Source organism: Elusimicrobiota bacterium (assembly GCA_016722575.1).
Lineage (GTDB): Bacteria > Elusimicrobiota > Elusimicrobia > FEN-1173 > FEN-1173 > JADKIY01.
The window spans coordinates 616,731-632,299 of sequence record JADKIY010000001.1 but is presented as its reverse complement, the minus strand read 5'-3'; the positions used below and the strand labels follow the sequence as shown (position 1 = coordinate 632,299).

Sequence of the window (15,569 nt, the reverse complement as noted above, 5' to 3'; positions counted from 1 at the left end):
TGAGGATTTCGAAAGTTATTTAACAACCACGACGGAACACTGGCCGCCGAATCCGTCGCTTTCAAAAGCGTCGGCCCGGCCGTCGGTGGTCCAGACGGTGTTGTTGAGCAAAAATTTGTAGCGATAACGGCCCGGCTTGAGCGGCACCGTGAGTTCCCATTCGGCCCCGGGGCCCTGGCGCACCAGGCCGTGGGCGCGGTTGTTCCAATTGTTGAAATCCCCCACCACGGCCACCTGGGTGGGGCGCGGGCCGTCTTCCACATAGCGGAAACGAATGGGGCGGAAGAGACACACTTTGTTGCCGCCGAATTCCTTGGCCCGGTACAACAATTCGTCCGCCGCGGCGATCAAATCTTCCTTGGCGCTGGCGTCCACGGAATATTGGGCCAGGCCGATGCTGATGGTGACGTCCACGGACTGGCAGTTCTCTTCGATTTGGCGCCGAATTTTCTCGGCCACGGCTTCGGCCTCGTTTTTGGCGGCCTTGGGCAACAGCAGGGCGAACTCGTCGCCGCCGTAGCGGGACACCATGTCGGAGGCCCGCACGCAGCCCCGGACGATGCGGGCGATCTCCTGCAGCAGCAAATCCCCGGCCTGGTGGCCGTGCTCGTCGTTGAAGGGTTTGAAATTGTCCAAATCGGTCATGAGGAGCGACACCGGCGCCTTAACCCGGGCGGCGGCTTCCAACACGCGGGTGGTGTGGTCCATGAAATAGCGGCGGTTGTAGAGGCCGGTCAGGGCGTCGGTGCGGGCCATGCGGACGGTGCGGCGGAAATCGTGGGAATTGACGATGCGCGGGGTCAAGATCAGCTTCCGCACGTTCAGCAGATAATCCAAAGCGGCCACGCGGATCCCGGCGTTCCGCCCCAGTTTTTGGCTCGTCAAAAATTTGTGGTCCAGGATTTCCTTCCACAGGTCGTAGGCCTGGTTCTCGCTGTAGCGTTCGGAGGTGAGGTAAAAAAGGACGTCGCTGTAGAACTGCTCGCGTTTCTCGTCTCTCAGGCGGTCGATCAATTGGCGCGTCAGGTCCGTGGGCGACACGTCGCCCCCCAGGGCGTCCACCACCCGGTGGCCGCGGTCCTCCAAATCGGCGATGTCGGCGGGCCCCACGAGCCCTTGGGTTTCGGCGTCCAGGAGGCTCATAGGCGGGCGTGGGTGATGGCCGTCTGCTTCTGGTATTTGCCTTTTCGGTCGGCGTAGGACACTTCGCAGACCTCGTCCGACTCCCAAAAGAGAATTTGGGCGATGCCTTCCTGGGCGTAAACCCGGACCGGCGCGTCGGAAGTGTTGACCAAGGACAGCGTCACGAACCCCTCCCATTCCGGCTCGAAGGGCGTGACGTTGACCACGAGGCCGCACCGGGCGTAGGTGCTCTTGCCGTAAGCGGTGGTCACGACGTTCCGGGGGATGCGGAAATATTCGACGGTCTGGGCCAGGGCGAAAGCGTGGGGCGGCAGGTCGACGTACGGGTTCGCGGTCACTTCGACAAAGGAGGCGGGAACGGGGTTCTTGGGGTCCAGGACGTCGCCGGGCCGGGGCGTGAAGATTTTGAAGCGGTCGCCGACCCGCGCGTCGTAGCCGTAGCTGGAGAGGCCGTAGGAAACGACGCCGTCGCGCTTTTGCGCTTCCGCGAAGGGTTCGATCATCCCTTTTTCCTGGGCCATGCGTCGGATCCAGCGGTCGGACTTGACGGTCATGACGACTTTCTCCTTGAGAAAAAAAATCCCGGGAGGGTTTCGAAAGGGAAACCCCCGCAACGCCCTCGATGAGGGCGACCCCTCCCCCCGGGGGAGGGCCTTGTCAACGATTCGTTAGCGTTTGCCCGTGGCCCGATGGCTCACGAGCATTCCGAATGGCCGCAGTCGAAGCAGGTGACGCCGGTGCAGCCGCTTTGTTGGGCGACGTTCGAGGAAAAACAGTCCGGGCAGTAGAGCGCGGAGGAACGGTTCCACAACTCCAAGCCTTTTTCGCCGCCGGCCGCTTCGGTCGGCGGGGTCTCCATTTTGCCATGTTTTTGAAGGTGCGTGCGGAGCGCGATGGCGATGGCGTGGGGAATGGAATCCACCCGCTGGGCGCCGAAACCGAAGGGCCGGTCGCCTTTGACGGAGTTCAAGTGCTTGAGGATCCGCTTGGGGTCCCCGCCGGTTTCCAGATACTTGGAGATCATGATGCCCACCACGCTGGTCAGGCCCGAAATGTCGGTCCCGAGGGGCGAGAGACTGGTGAAGAGGCGGTAAGGGCCTTCCTCGTCGTAGTCGATGTGCACGTGGAGGCCGCCGTGGCCGGTGCGGATCTCGTAGTACTCCGAGGACATGCCGCGGGAGGCGTCCCGGGCCTTGGGCTTCTCGGCCTGGGCGCCGCCCAGGTTCAACACTTGCTGGCTTTTGGAGCCGTCGCGGTAGATGGTGATGCCCTTGCACCCCATTTTGTAGGAGAGCCAATAGGCTTCCTTGACGTCGTCGCGGGTGGCGGTCGAGGGCATGTTGATGGTCTTGGACACGGCGTTGTCCGTGTGGGTCTGGAAGGCCGCCTGGATCAGCACGTGGAACGGCACGGCCACGTCGTGAGAGGAGGCGAAGAGCTTTTGGAAGCGGTCGGGGATCTCCTTGACGCCGCGGACCGACTTGTGGTTGGCTTCGATCTTTTTCCACAGGTCGTTTTCCGGCAGGCCGAAGTAGCCGTTGCGACGGGCCACTTCGCGGAAGAGCGGGTTCACTTCGTGGAAGACGTCGGATTCGCTGGGTTTCTCGCCTTTTTTGAGGGCGTCCAAGGCCTTGGCGTTGTAGCGGGTGTAGGCGATGGCGAAGAAAGGCTCGATGCCCGCGCCCTGGAGGCCGGCCGCCAGGCCGATGGTCCCCGTGGGGGCGATGGTGGTGCGGGCGCAGTGCCGGGGCAGGTGTTCCGCGCCGCGGAAATGCTTGCTGTCCGGGTCGAAAATCGACCCTTTCCAGTTGGGGAAGGCGCCGCGCTCTTCGGCCAAGACCTCGGAGGCTTCCAAGGCCTTGTCGTTCACAAAGCCCATGACTTCCTTGGCCATGTTCAGGCAGTCGTCGGTGTCGTAGGAAATGCCCATCTTGATCAGAGCTTCGGCCCAGCCCATGACGCCCAAACCGATCCGCCGGTTGCCCTTGGAAAGCTCCTCGATCTGCGGCAGGGGGTAATTGTTCACTTCGATCACGTCGTCCAGAAAACGGACGGCCAGGGCCACGGTCTCGCCCAGGCGCTCCCAGTTCATTTTGCCCTGGGTGAGGTCGCCTTCGACGAAATTCGACAGGTTGATGGACCCCAGGTTGCAGGGCTCGTTGGGGAGGAGCGGCTGCTCGCCGCAGGGGTTCGTGCTTTCGATTTGGCCCAGGTGCGGGGTCGGGTTCGAGGGGGAATTGTTGATGCGGTCGATGAAAATGATCCCGGGATCGCCGGATTTCCAGGCGCTGTCCACCATGTGGTCGAAAACTTCCCGGGCGTTCATCTTCTTGCCCGTGGGCTCCATGGTGCGGGGGTTCAGGAGGTCGTAGTCCTCGCCTTTTTCCACGGCGGTCATGAACTTCTCGTCCACGGTCACCGAGACGTTGAAGTTTTCCATGACGCCCGGTTTTTCCTTCATGTGGATGAATTCTTCGATTTCGGGGTGCCAGTAGGGCAGGATGCCCATGTTGGCGCCGCGGCGGGTGCCGCCCTGCTTGACCACGTCGGTCATCTTGTCGAAGATCTGCATGAAACTGATGGAGCCCGAGGCCGTGCCTTTGGTGGATTTCACCACGTCGCCCGAGGGGCGCAGGCGTTGGAAGGAGAACCCGGTGCCGCCGCCGGACTTGTGGATCAAGGCCTGGGCCTTCAAGGCGTCGGCGATGCCTTCCATGGTGTCGGGCACGGGGAGAACGTAGCAGGCGGAAAGCTGCTGCAGGTCCCGGCCGGCGTTCATGAGGGTGGGCGAGTTGGGCAAGAAGTCGAAGCGGGCCATCATGCCGTAAAATTTGTCCCGCCATTCTTCGGTCAGGGTCCGGGCTTCGGGGATCTCGGTGGCGGCTTTGCGGAGATTGCCCAGGAAAGTGAAAAAGTTTTTGTCCCGCTCGTCCGAGGAGAGAAGGCCGTGGTGCAGGAGGTTCATCCGGCTTTTTTGGCCCCGGCGGGTCGGCAGGTCGACCGCTTTCCGCTTCACGCCGTCCCACAGACGCCATCCGTCGGATTCGGCCGCGTGCAGGAGTTCCGCCAAGGCGATGTTGGCGGCCACGCGCTCCAACCAGACTTCGGGCGAGGGGTCGGTCCGAAGGTATTTGTCCTGGATGACTTTCCGCTGGTTCTCCGTGAGCCGGACGGCGGGACGGGTTTTGGCGGTGTCCTGGGGGCGCGCTTTCATATCAACGGGGTTCATAGGTTCTCCTGGGTCGTGCATTAAACGGATGAAATTTTATCCGGCGTCGCGGTCAACCGGGGACGGTCCGACGCGGGGCCGCGCGCGGCGGCGGCGTCGGAACCGCCGAAGCGGACCGGCGGGCGCAGGGTCAAGCGGGTCCGGCGATCGTGGCCGCGTTTGAGCTTGCGAAGCTCGCTCATGAACGTTTCCAAATCGCCGAACTGGCGGTACACGGAAGCGAAGCGCACGTAGGCCACGGGGTCGAGATCGATGAGCTTCTTTAAAATCCGCTCGCCGATCACCGGGCTGGGCACTTCCAACACGAAGTCTTGCAGGCTGTATTCCACTTCGGACACGAGTTTTTCAATGGCCGCGGGGGAAATCGGGCGCTTCTGGCAGGCGCGGACGATGCCTTCGCGCATTTTTTCGCGGCGGAAGGGTTCCCGTCGGTTGTCGCGCTTGACCACCATCAAGGGGGTGGATTCCACCCGTTCGTAGGTGGTGAAGCGTTTGCCGCAATGGACGCAAGAACGGCGCCGCCGGATCACGGAGGCGGACTCCAGCGGACGGCTGTCGATCACGCGGTCTTCAGGATGGTCGCAAGCGGGGCATCTCATACAACGGGTGGGGTCACTCCTCCCTCGATTATACAACATCTTGTTTCCGGCGCCCTTGGCGGGGGGCCCATATCTTGTGGCCGGGGCAGATATTACTCCACCACCTGTGGTGTGTCAAGGACGGTGAAGATCGACGGAAAATGCCCCCCTCTTCGGCGGAAAGATCGCGGATGTAAATTTTTTTTGACTTGAATTTTCCGTCGGAGAAAGCGGTCGGCGAACGGGGGGGCCGAGGGCCGAAAAACACAACAAGAGAGGCCGTTCGGGTCTTTGTCGACGGAAGAAAAACCCGATGGAGAAAACCGTCGTCGAAGAGAACCGGCGGGAGGCGCCGCCCAAGGCTTTTGATCGCCCGGAGAATGTGGGATTTATCGGTGGACGTTCAGCGGGAGGAGACCGGCTTTTGAATCATGTCGAACGTCCGACGGGCCACCTCAAAAGCGGCCCGAGGGCGCGCGGCGTGCAACGCTTTCTGAGACATCGCGGCCAAGCGCGGGGAATTGAAAAGATGATGAGCCAATTTGTGGGGAAGGGTCGGCAAGGTGTTGATCTTAATGGCCGCGCCGGCCTCTAAAAGAAAATCGCTGTTGCGGCTTTCCTGCCCCGGGATCGGATGCACGATCGCGAGGGGAACCCCCCGGGCCAGGCATTCGGCGGAGGTCAGACCGCCGGGCTTTGAAATAACGAGGTCCGCGGCCGCCATCCATTGGTCGATATCCGTTCGGAATTTCAACACCCGCACCCGGTGGCGCGGCGGCGCGGGAACCCGCCCGAGGGCCCGGACGGCGGCGTCGTTGGTTCCCGCGGCCACCACCAGGCTGAGGGGTTGCTGAATGTCGAGCAACGCCCGAAAAACCGTTTCCACCGGTCCCACCCCGAGCCCCCCGGCCAATTGCAAGACGGTCCGACGCCCGAGATCCAAACCCAAGCGCCGGCGGGCCGCTTCTTTGGAAAGAGGAACGCTGAAGACCGGGTCGATCGGAATTCCGGTCACGTCGACCCGGGCGGCGGGGACGCCCCAATGGCGGAGCGTCGCCCGGGCCTCCGCGCTCGCCACGAAATACCGGTCGGTCGGCGACTGAACCCAAAGACGGTGGGCGTCGAAATCCGTGACGACCGTCGCCTGGGGGGTTCGAAGGATCCCTTGCCGGCGCAAGCCGGCCACAATTTCGGCGGGCAGAAAATGCGTGTTGATGATCGCGTCCCAGGATTCGCTTCGGAGGCGATCGTAAAAAGACGATAGATTGGCCCGCTGAAGGATGCGGCGGAACCGGTCCCCCAACGGGTTGTCGGACGTCGGCGGCCGGTCGAGCCAATCGTAGAGATACCCGATGAGGTGGGGGGCTTTCGCGTAAACTTGAAAATAGGCGCGGCCATAAAAATGGCGAAAGGCCCGGTTCGTGTGGGCCAACACGTCGATGACGTCGATCCGCGCCCCGGGGCGCATTTCCCGGAGGGCCGCCGCCACCGCCTGGGCGGCGCGGCCGTGCCCTCCCCCCACCGAGGCGTAAAGGACCGCGACGCTCGGGGGACGATCAGGCATGGGACAACGCCGTCGAAGCCGATCGGGGCGCCGGGGCGGCCGCCGGGGACGGCCAGCGTAGAATTTCAAGGCGTCCTTGAAAATCCTCGGCCAGGGCGGTGCAACTTTCCACCCAGTCGCCGTCGTTGGCGTAAAGGATTCCGTCGATGGTGCGGATCTCCGGCCGGTGGATGTGCCCGCAGACGACCCCGTCCACCCCCAGCCGGCGGGCCTCCCGGGCCACCGTCTCTTCAAAACGGTTCATGAACCCCACGGCTTTTTTGGTCTTGTGCTTCAAGAACGACGCCAAGGACCAATAGGGCAATCCAAATTTCCGTCGAACGGCGTTCACCACGTGGTTGAGCCCCAGGGCCACTTCGTAGGCCCCGGACCCCAACAAAGACAGCCATTGGGCGTGGTTCAACAACCCATCGAATTGGTCTCCGTGGAGGACGAGAAGACGGCGGCCGTCGGCCGTGGAGTGAACGACGCGGTCGTGGATCTTGATCCCCCCCAACGACAACCCCAAAAAATCCCGGGCCATTTCATCGTGGTTTCCGGGGAGGAAAATCACTTTTGTCCCCTTTCGGGCCTTGCGAAGAATTTTTTGAACGACGTCGTTGTGCGTCTGGGGCCAATGCCACACCCGCCGCAGCCACCAACCGTCCACGATGTCGCCGACCAGATAGAGCGTCTCGGCGTCGTTGTGCTTTAGAAAATCGATGAGAAGGGAGGCTTTGCTTCCCCAGGTTCCCAAGTGGACGTCGGATATCCAAAGCGTTCGGTGCCGGCGGGGGCCGGAGCGGGCGGCCTCGGCGGACCGGAACGAATTGGATCCGGCGGCGCTGCCGTTCGACGACAACGGCGGGGGCGGGGTTTTCCAAGTCATGCCTCCAGAATAAGGCATGAACGATCGAAAAGGAATAACGGGCGTGTAAATCCTGTGTTGCGGCGGTGTGACGACGAATCTAGAAAAAAACCGGGGCGAGGTACAAAACGACGCCGACGGGGGCCATCATCCAATAATTGGCGGGCCACCCCCAAAACCAGCGGCGGTGCCACCACACGCGTTGGGGGTTCAAAGCGCGCCACCCGTAGTGGGGGTTCAGGACGAACCAAAGGTAATCTTCCAACAACCAAAACAACGTCTGGCAGCCCCAGGCCCGGGCCTCCCCGGCCACCGTCCACCGTTGAACGGTCAAGGGAAGGTGAAAAAAAAGGAGCGTCGCGAGAAACGCCCAAAAATGGTACCCCGTGATTTCGGCGCCGCCCAAGACCAGGTCGGCGATCCAATGCTTTTCGACCCGCCAGGTCGGCAAATTCTTCGCCCAACCCTCCGGCCCTTCAATTTGGATTTCCAATTTGGCCCAAACAAAGGACAACACGCCCACCAACGCGAGCAAAGGGAAGTCCACGGCGGTTGTCCAGGGAGTTGACATGGCGCGGCATCGTCCTTTCTTTGGGCCTTCCTAGAACAAATCGGGCCGACCGACAACTATTTTTTTTCTTTGTCGACGGGAAAAAGAGCCCGGGGGGGGCGTCCGGTCAGCGAAGAGGGCGCTGTTTGACCAGCACGGCCCGCTCGGGAATGCCGGGGGTCATGTTGGCCCACAAGTTGGGGTCGGCCGTGATCGTCAATCGCTGGGCGGCGGTGTGGCCAATGACGCCGCTGTCGGTGTAAAGGGCCCCGTGGAGGTGAACGTCCGCGTTCCCTTCCAAGACGGTATTGCCCGCCACGTAGTTGAACCCGACGACATTGACCGTCCCGCCGGCGGTGCTCGTAAAATGAAGGTTCCCCCCCACCAAAACCGACACGCTGTAGCTGGGGGAGGATTGGGCGACCACCGTGGCGTTGGCCGCGTCGAGATAATCCCATCCCCCATCGATGGTGACGTCGCCGTTGATGTTGACGATCGTGAATCGCTGGGAAAGACCCTGGCCCCACCCCCCCACCCCGGGGCCCGTGTGCGTTCGAAGAGTGAGGTTCGCGTCTTTTACGACCAAGATGGGGGTGAAGGTGCTCGAGACGGGCACGTTGAAAGTCCCCCCGCTTTGGTTCACGAACCGACACTGGTTCGTCCCCGCTTGCTTGTAAAAGGTCCACGTACTGTCCACCGTGACGTAGGTGGAATAGTGGGTTTCGTAGTAAGACAAATCATAAATTCCCGGATCGATCGTCGATTCCGGCGGGAGATAGGCCGTTTGAAGGCCGCCGGTCACCCCGGAAACAACGGCGCTCGGACTGTAGTAAAAGGTCGTGTCGGCGCTCAGGGCCAGGGCGCCCGTCACCCCCACGTCGCCGCGGGCCACGAGGGGCCCCCCCGAAATGCTCAAACTTCCCCCCACGGAGACCGGCGCCCCCGCCCATACCCCCCCCGTTAAAGTCGTACCGTCCAAGGGGTGTCCCGCGCCGATGTTCAATGTGCCGCTCGAAATGAGGGCGTATCGGAGGGCGGTTTGACGGAAGGAGATCACGGTTTCCACCCCGCCCCCGAAATCCGCCCCGCTGGAGGTGAAAGCCCCCAGGGAATTCATCACAAAGATGTGATTGGACCGGACCGTCGTCTCGTTTAAAGCCGCGACGATGTCGTTGTTGATTTTAATTCTCGTGCGACCCCCGGTAAAGTTGTAAACCGCCGGGTCGGCCGCGAAGATGTTGGACCGGTCCAGCCAAAACCGCATGTAATGGTCTTGGCGGAAATCCTCCGAAAACTGCCGCAGGAAATCCGATATGAAATTCGTGGATATCAAGCGTTTGGCTCGAATCGCCCGGTCGGTGTAATTGTGTTTGTTGTGCATGCCGATGCGGGACATCAAGGTCAAGAACAGAGGGATCAGGAAAAACAAAACAAGAATGACCGACAGGGTCGCCATCCCGCGTTTTTTCCAAAGGACCCGTCTCATGGAACTTTCCTCTTGACCATCAACAACGGGGGGATGATTTGGGTGGCGGTGCGGATTTTTTCCTTCCCCGACTGAACTTCCAAGTCCATCCGAAGGGTCGCGACGGCCGCCAATTCGGCCCGGGTATCGATCGCCAGGGGATCGCCCCCCTGAACGGCGATTTCGGATTTGTCGATCTCCCCGTTCCCGTTCGCGTCCCACCCGGCGTAGACGTCGACCGATTTGGCTCCGGCCGGAACCAGCGCGAAGTCGTTGATTCCCATCCCGGGCCCGGCGTGCCGCAAGGGGGTTTCCACCCATCCCGCTTCGTTGAAATTGAACCACCGCTGGATTTGGCCGTTGCTGAATTTGTAGCGGCATTGGACGTCGAGGCGGCCGTCGTTGTCGTCATCGTCATCGTCCAAATCGTTGCCGAGGTAGCGCAAGCGCGCGGGGGCGGTGGCCAACGACAACGCGTCGCCGTCTTGGTCCGGTTGGTAGCGGGCGGCCAACCCGCGGACCAGGGCGTTGGGGTTGTAGCCCGGAAGGCGGTGCGAATCCAGGACAAAAGTGATGCTGCTGTCGTTTACCTCCATTATTTCGTTCATCTCGCCAAAGTCCCGCAGAACCTCCTGGTTCACGTTCCGGACCTGCTCTTCCGTCGACAGGCGGCCCATGAAATGAAACAACCCTTCGGAGCTTTTTTTGACGAACACGGAGGTCCCGAGCAACACGATGGCGAAGATCGCCGAGGCGATCAGCAGCTCGGGCAACGTCATGCCCCGACCGGCCGCGGAGGTCATTGAACCACCAAATCGAAATTTGTCACCGTCGTGCCGTTGGTTCCCGCCCCCCGGGACCAATTGGACACGGTGGCGCGCAGATGGTGGGTTCCCGAGGTAAAACCCGTCGTCGGATAGGCGATCGTGTTCGTTTCGGGGTTCAGGCACGATCCCAGGGACGGCGTCGTCGCGCTGGTCAGAAGAACCGAACCGTGATCGACGTCGTAGAGCTCAAAGGATCCCCAATCCACCCCGCTTTCGGCATCGGCCACGCTCAACCCCATCGGGGCGCCCGCCAACAACGGCGGGGTCGTGGGCGGCACGACCACGTTCGGAGAAGTCGCATCGTCGAAGTTCATGTCGTTGATGTGAATCGTCCATGTTTTGATGGTTTTCTGCCCCGTTTTATCCCCGAATTCGGCCCGAAGGAAGAGGTCCTGGTTGTCGGGGAACACGTAGGGCAAAAGGGTCGTGGTGTCGATGGCGACCAGAGTCCCGCTGGCCGAAACGACGTTGGCCACCGCGGGGACCTCCGGCGTGTATTTGTAACGCATATAGAAAATGTCCCCCGGAACCCCCGGGGTCAAACTGGTCATCGTCGCCACCGACAGGGATTCCTCCGCAATACCCGACACCCCGGGGAGATGCCGGGGCGGCGAGGAGTAGTTGGGAATCAAGTTGCCGCTGTCTTCGTCCCGCAGGTACAGTTTGAGGTAAGGCGACCGCGTGTCCACGCTCGCCCCGGGCAAGGGCACGATGTCCGCGCTCCGGGCGACCGGCGGCGTGATGTCCGTGTTCACATAGACGATCCGCCAGGGGGAAAACATCTCGCTGCCCACCGGGCCCTTCTTGGCCCGCATAACAAAACTGTGAATGCCCTCGTCGTACACCGCGTCGGCGTAAGCGCCGGGCCAGGGGTTGTCGAAGTAGCCGTTGTCCGAGGCGACTGTCCAGGTGTAATTGGGAGCCCCGGCGGGCGGAAAGGGGACCGAGGAGGTCCACAACGAAACCACCGCGTCCCGCTCCGAGAAGCCCGCCACCTTGGGAATCAGGCTCGCGTTGTTTTTGTCCCCGGCCCGCAATTGCCAATTCCAGGAGGCGGTCGCGGTGTAATTTTTCTTCTGGAAAAATTGGTTCGCCAGCGGTCCGGCGCCCACGGCGGAGCCGGCGGTGAACCCGGCCCCCGTGGCGTAGCCGTAGAAAATTTCCGGGCGGTCGCGGTAGTAGCGGCTGGAATCGGTGGGGAACGTTATGAGGAGCTTCAGATCTTTGACGTAATTCTCCACGGCCCGCCCCGCGATCTTTTCCTTGGACAGCATCACCCCTTCCCGGGACATGATCGAAGCCGGGTCGCCCGTGGTGCAAGCCGCCTTTCGGCACAAATAGATGTCCAGGGTCTTCATCCGGGTGTCCGGCACTTCGGTGCGCCCCGCGCCGTCCACGTCGTAGAAAAACTCCGTTGGAACATTGGCGATGAGGGACTGAAAACGGTAATCCGGGTTGTATTTGTCCACGCAGCCGGCGGCCACGGTGCACGCGACCAGGGGCTCGAAGGCGATAAAGTCGACGACGCTGCTGTTGGCGTAGTTGTCGGCCGAATCCCGGCGGATGAATTTGACCTCCACCTTGTAGCGGGGGAACCCGGCGGCCTTGACCCGGTTTTCGATGTCGACCAGGGTGTTTTGAATGGGCGAGGAGGACCACCGAACCCAATATTGGGCCGGGTTGAAAGCGCCAGCCGTCACTCCGGCTTTGACCCCGGAATCGATGGCCAGCACGTCCTCAAAACGGGCGATCTGCAGCTTGGCCTGGATGTAATCCAGCAGCTGGGCCGATTCAAATTGGTCCTGGGAGGAAACAAGGGTTTTCCCTCCGCCCTGCATCAGGCGGATCAACACAATGGCAATGATCCCCACGACGACCATGGCGATCATCGATTCGACCAGGGACAACCCTTTTCGTCTCATTCGATACCCCCTCCTAAAGCTTACCCCCCCCTAACACTCCGTTCAAGGCCCCCGTTGGCGGGTCTCCCCCACCTCGTTTGCGTGCAACGAAATGGCGAAATGGAAAAGGACCACCCAACGGGGCCCTTTCGCGTCGTCACACCGCCTACATATCGTTTTTACGTGGCCACAATGGTTTTGCCGCCGAAGTTCGACTACCATGGGGCCACCAATAATCGAAGGAGACACGACATGAGCGAACAAAAAACAGAAATTCTCCGGGCCGCTCTTCGGGCGGCGGAAAGCGAATTGAAGGAAATACTGCTCGGCCTCGAGGCCAAAGACTTGGACGATCAAGCGGTCAGCGGCCAACTGCGGGAAATCGAACGGGGCCTGCGGCGCCTGGCCCGGGCCGCCTAAGGACCGCCGTGAACGCCCCCCGCACCGCCGGCGACCTTCTCGAGCGAATGAAACCCCGAAACCCCCAATTGGGTCGGCTGGTCGCCCGCATCCAATCGCGCGCCCTCCAAAACGGGATCATCGCCCACTGGAACCGGTGCCGGCGCCTGCCGCCGGGTTTTTTGAACCTTCCGTTTTTTTCCTCGAACCACCGGGGGTCCGCCCGCCGGGAGCTGGCGGCCTAGAATTTTGCGCCCCGGGCGGTGCCCGGGCGCTTCGTCACACGCCCGTCACACGGATTTGACGTGCCCACAATTCCCCGGGAAGACCGGTTCAAGTAGAGTAACCTGCAAATGAGGCCGCGTCGCCCTCCTCGGGGCGACAAACACCGGATCCACGCCAAACGCCTTTCGCGGCCCCATCGTTCTTTTCCAAATACACCGATTTGGGGAGTTCTCCCCGAAGCCGTAGGACCCGACAAGGTCGCTTTCGCCGACGCCTGATTTTCAGTGCCCGTTGGGGAGATCGGCGGGGCTTTAAACGGCGCAACAAACGCGCTTCGACGCGACATTAAAATGGAGGAATCAAATGAATCAAGGCATTAAACACACCCGCCGGGCCCTCGGCTTGGCCGGCGTTCTCGCCCTGGGCGCCCTGGTCGCTCCCGCGGCCCGCGCTGGGACCGAAATCAGCTTCGCCGATTGGGTGACCAAAATCACGGTCAAAGGCGACGTTCGCCTGCGCTCCGACAGCGAAATCATCCGCCAGGGCGTGGACCGCAACCGCCAACGGATGCGGATCCGCCTGCAGGGCGAAATACCGGTGAGTCCCACTCTCAAAACCGTCTTCGGCGTTGCCAGCGGCGAAGGCGAGCAGACCTCGACCAACCAGAGCTTCAAGGCCCTCTCGAGCCAAAAAGCCCTCTGGATCGATCTGGCTTACCTGGAATACAAACCCATGGAAACCTTCCGCCTCACCGCCGGCCGGATGAAAAATCCCCTCTGGCTGACTTATTCCGATGACGCTGTGTGGGACGGCGATTTCAACCCCGAAGGCTTGGCCCAGAACCTAAAATTGTCGTTGTTTGGCTCGGGCCGGTTGTTCGTCAACATGCTCCAGGGCGTGGCCGACGAAGACAGCGCCTCCCCCAAGGACCAGTTCTACTTCACCGAACAACTGGGCGTCATCTGGCCCCTGCCCGCGGACTCCCGCATCACCGTGGCCGGCGCGGTCACCGAATGGGTCAACGAGTCCTCGGCGACCCGCAAACAGCTCGGCTCCGCCGCGACCTTCCAGCAGGTCAAAGTGCAGGACGGCAACCGCCGTTTCGGAAATGGCCTGGCCAACGAGTTCCGCGTGATGGAATTGACGGCGGAATACCTGATTCCGGTCTTTGAACGTCCGCTCTCCATTCAGGGGACTTACGTCAAAAACCTGGCCTCCCTGGACGTCTACACGGACAAGGCGGACCGCGGAAACCAAGTCGGCTTGATTTACGGCAAAGCCAGCGGCAAGGGCAAATGGGAAGCGGCTTATTTCCACAAACAATTGGCCACCGACGCCACCGTGTCCGACGTTGCGGATTCGGACTTCGGCGTGGGCGGCACCAACCGCCGCGGCCACCTGGCCTGGTTCGCCTTTGCCCCGGCCGATTACGCCGTGGCGCAAGTGAAGTTCTTCAACACGAAGCTGAACGACACGACCTTCACCAGCGGCAAAGCCAAGGACGTGAACCGTCTGCAGATCGACTTCTCGGTCAAGTTCTAAGGATCGCAACGCTCTTCGACAACGAGGGATTGTCGTGAATCAATTCGGAGGGAGCGTCCGGGTGGTTTCCCTCATTTTCCGCTCGGCGCTCCCTCCATCGATTTGGTTACATTTCGGTTACACGAATGTCATTCCACGGTCACAGTCGGATCGTAAAATCGGAATGACCACGGAGGATTAAATGGTTCAGAAATCGATTCGCGGCCTGGCGGCCATCGCCCTGATGCTCGGGGCCCTGCCCGCGGCGGCCGAAAAGAAAATCATCAAAATCGACGGTTCCAGCACCGTCTACCCGATCACCGAAGCGGTGGCCGAGGAATTCATGAAAACCCACCCGGACATTCAGGTGACGGTGGGGATTTCAGGCACCGGCGGCGGGTTTAAGAAATTCTGCCGGGGAGAGACGGACATTTCCGACGCCTCCCGGCCCATTCTCCGCAAGGAAATGGACGCCTGCCTGGACGCGGCCATTCAATATTACGAACTGCCCGTCGCCTTCGACGCCTTGACCGTCATGATCAACCCCAAAAACACCTGGGCGGCCACCATGACCGTCGCCGAGCTCAAAAAGATCTGGGAGCCGGCGGCCCAAGGGCAAGTGACGAAATGGAACCAGGCGAACCCCGCGTGGCCCGACAAGGCCCTTAAGCTGTATGGCGCGGGCTCGGATTCCGGCACCTTCGACTACTTCACCGAAGCCATCAACGGCAAAGCCAAATCCAGCCGGGGGGATTACACCGCCTCGGAAGACGACAACGTCCTGGTCCAAGGGATCGCCTCCGACGAAGGCGCCCTGGGCTATTTCGGCCTGGCCTACTACGTGGAAAACAAAGACCGCTTAAAAGCGGTCGCGGTCAACGCCGGGAACGGCGGAGTGCTGCCCTCCGAACAAACCGTCATGGACGGCACCTACCAACCGCTGGCGCGGCCCATCTTCATCTACCCGTCGAAACGGTCCTCGAAAAAACCGGAGGTCCAGGCCTTTGTCGAGTTTTATCTGAAAAACGCCCCGTCGCTGGTGAAAGAAGTAAAGTACGTTCCCCTGCCCAACGAGGAATACGCGGGCGTGCTCGCCCGGTTCCAGTCCGGCCAAGCCGGGACCGCTTTCGGCGGCAAAGCCGAGATCGGCGTCAAGATTCAAGACCTGTTGAAACGGAAACCGAAGATCTGAATTCCGCGATCCGCCCCGACCGAAAGGCCGGGACGGGTCCGGACCGTGGCTCTCCCCCACCAACACCACGATCGGCTCGGGAGTCACGGTCCGGACAGCCAAAAATGAGAACGCAATCGCTCCAAACC

General features: G+C 61.5%; 14 protein-coding genes. 4 read left to right on the top strand and 10 right to left on the bottom strand.

All coding sequences use genetic code 11. The features are described from left to right. Window positions 1-15: 15 nt before the first annotated feature. The 10 genes from IPP68_02840 to IPP68_02795 form a co-directional block, all read right to left on the bottom strand. Complete coding sequence (locus IPP68_02840) at window positions 16-1,143, bottom strand: diguanylate cyclase (protein MBL0349299.1); 1,128 nt, start codon at window positions 1,141-1,143, stop codon at window positions 16-18. Continuing rightward, window positions 1,140-1,697 (bottom strand): dCTP deaminase, encoded by a 558-nt coding sequence (locus tag IPP68_02835; protein ID MBL0349298.1) that lies wholly within the window; start codon window positions 1,695-1,697, stop codon window positions 1,140-1,142. Before IPP68_02835 ends, IPP68_02840 begins: the two co-directional genes overlap by 4 nt. Before the next feature lie 140 nt (window positions 1,698-1,837). After that, the gene (locus tag IPP68_02830; protein MBL0349297.1) at window positions 1,838-4,372 is read right to left on the bottom strand and encodes an adenosylcobalamin-dependent ribonucleoside-diphosphate reductase; all 2,535 of its coding nucleotides are present in this window, start codon (window positions 4,370-4,372) and stop codon (window positions 1,838-1,840) included. A gap of 20 nt (window positions 4,373-4,392) precedes the next feature. Continuing rightward, complete coding sequence (gene nrdR / locus IPP68_02825) at window positions 4,393-4,971, bottom strand: transcriptional repressor NrdR (protein ID MBL0349296.1); 579 nt, start codon at window positions 4,969-4,971, stop codon at window positions 4,393-4,395. Between the two features lie 382 nt (window positions 4,972-5,353). Continuing rightward, on the bottom strand, window positions 5,354-6,514 hold the full coding sequence (locus tag IPP68_02820) for a UDP-N-acetylglucosamine--LPS N-acetylglucosamine transferase (protein ID MBL0349295.1): 1,161 nt from the start codon (window positions 6,512-6,514) through the stop codon (window positions 5,354-5,356). Then, window positions 6,507-7,382, bottom strand: coding sequence for a UDP-2,3-diacylglucosamine diphosphatase (locus IPP68_02815; protein MBL0349294.1), 876 nt, complete (start codon window positions 7,380-7,382; stop codon window positions 6,507-6,509). Before IPP68_02815 ends, IPP68_02820 begins: the two co-directional genes overlap by 8 nt. Window positions 7,383-7,461: 79 nt before the next feature. Then, window positions 7,462-7,932, bottom strand: a complete 471-nt coding sequence (locus tag IPP68_02810) for a hypothetical protein (GenBank protein MBL0349293.1) — start codon at window positions 7,930-7,932, stop codon at window positions 7,462-7,464. A 106-nt stretch (window positions 7,933-8,038) separates the two neighbouring features. Further along, on the bottom strand, window positions 8,039-9,397 hold the full coding sequence (locus IPP68_02805; GenBank protein ID MBL0349292.1) for a hypothetical protein: 1,359 nt from the start codon (window positions 9,395-9,397) through the stop codon (window positions 8,039-8,041). Beyond that, on the bottom strand, window positions 9,394-10,179 hold the full coding sequence (locus IPP68_02800; protein MBL0349291.1) for a prepilin-type N-terminal cleavage/methylation domain-containing protein: 786 nt from the start codon (window positions 10,177-10,179) through the stop codon (window positions 9,394-9,396). Before IPP68_02800 ends, IPP68_02805 begins: the two co-directional genes overlap by 4 nt. After that, window positions 10,176-12,125, bottom strand: a complete 1,950-nt coding sequence (locus IPP68_02795; GenBank protein MBL0349290.1) for a prepilin-type N-terminal cleavage/methylation domain-containing protein — start codon at window positions 12,123-12,125, stop codon at window positions 10,176-10,178. Before IPP68_02795 ends, IPP68_02800 begins: the two co-directional genes overlap by 4 nt. Before the next feature lie 231 nt (window positions 12,126-12,356). Here IPP68_02795 and IPP68_02790 point away from each other — a divergent pair, with 231 nt between their 5' ends. The 4 genes from IPP68_02790 (at window position 12,357) to IPP68_02775 (ending at window position 15,441) form a co-directional block, all read left to right on the top strand. Continuing rightward, window positions 12,357-12,524: a hypothetical protein gene (locus IPP68_02790; GenBank protein MBL0349289.1), complete on the top strand. Its 168-nt coding sequence runs from the start codon at window positions 12,357-12,359 to the stop codon at window positions 12,522-12,524. An 8-nt stretch (window positions 12,525-12,532) separates the two neighbouring features. Then, complete coding sequence (locus tag IPP68_02785; protein ID MBL0349288.1) at window positions 12,533-12,748, top strand: hypothetical protein; 216 nt, start codon at window positions 12,533-12,535, stop codon at window positions 12,746-12,748. Between the two features lie 343 nt (window positions 12,749-13,091). After that, window positions 13,092-14,270: a putative porin gene (locus IPP68_02780; protein MBL0349287.1), complete on the top strand. Its 1,179-nt coding sequence runs from the start codon at window positions 13,092-13,094 to the stop codon at window positions 14,268-14,270. 181 nt (window positions 14,271-14,451) lie between these two features. Beyond that, the gene (locus IPP68_02775) at window positions 14,452-15,441 is read left to right on the top strand and encodes a PstS family phosphate ABC transporter substrate-binding protein (protein ID MBL0349286.1); all 990 of its coding nucleotides are present in this window, start codon (window positions 14,452-14,454) and stop codon (window positions 15,439-15,441) included. The last annotated feature ends 128 nt before the right edge of the window (window positions 15,442-15,569 follow it).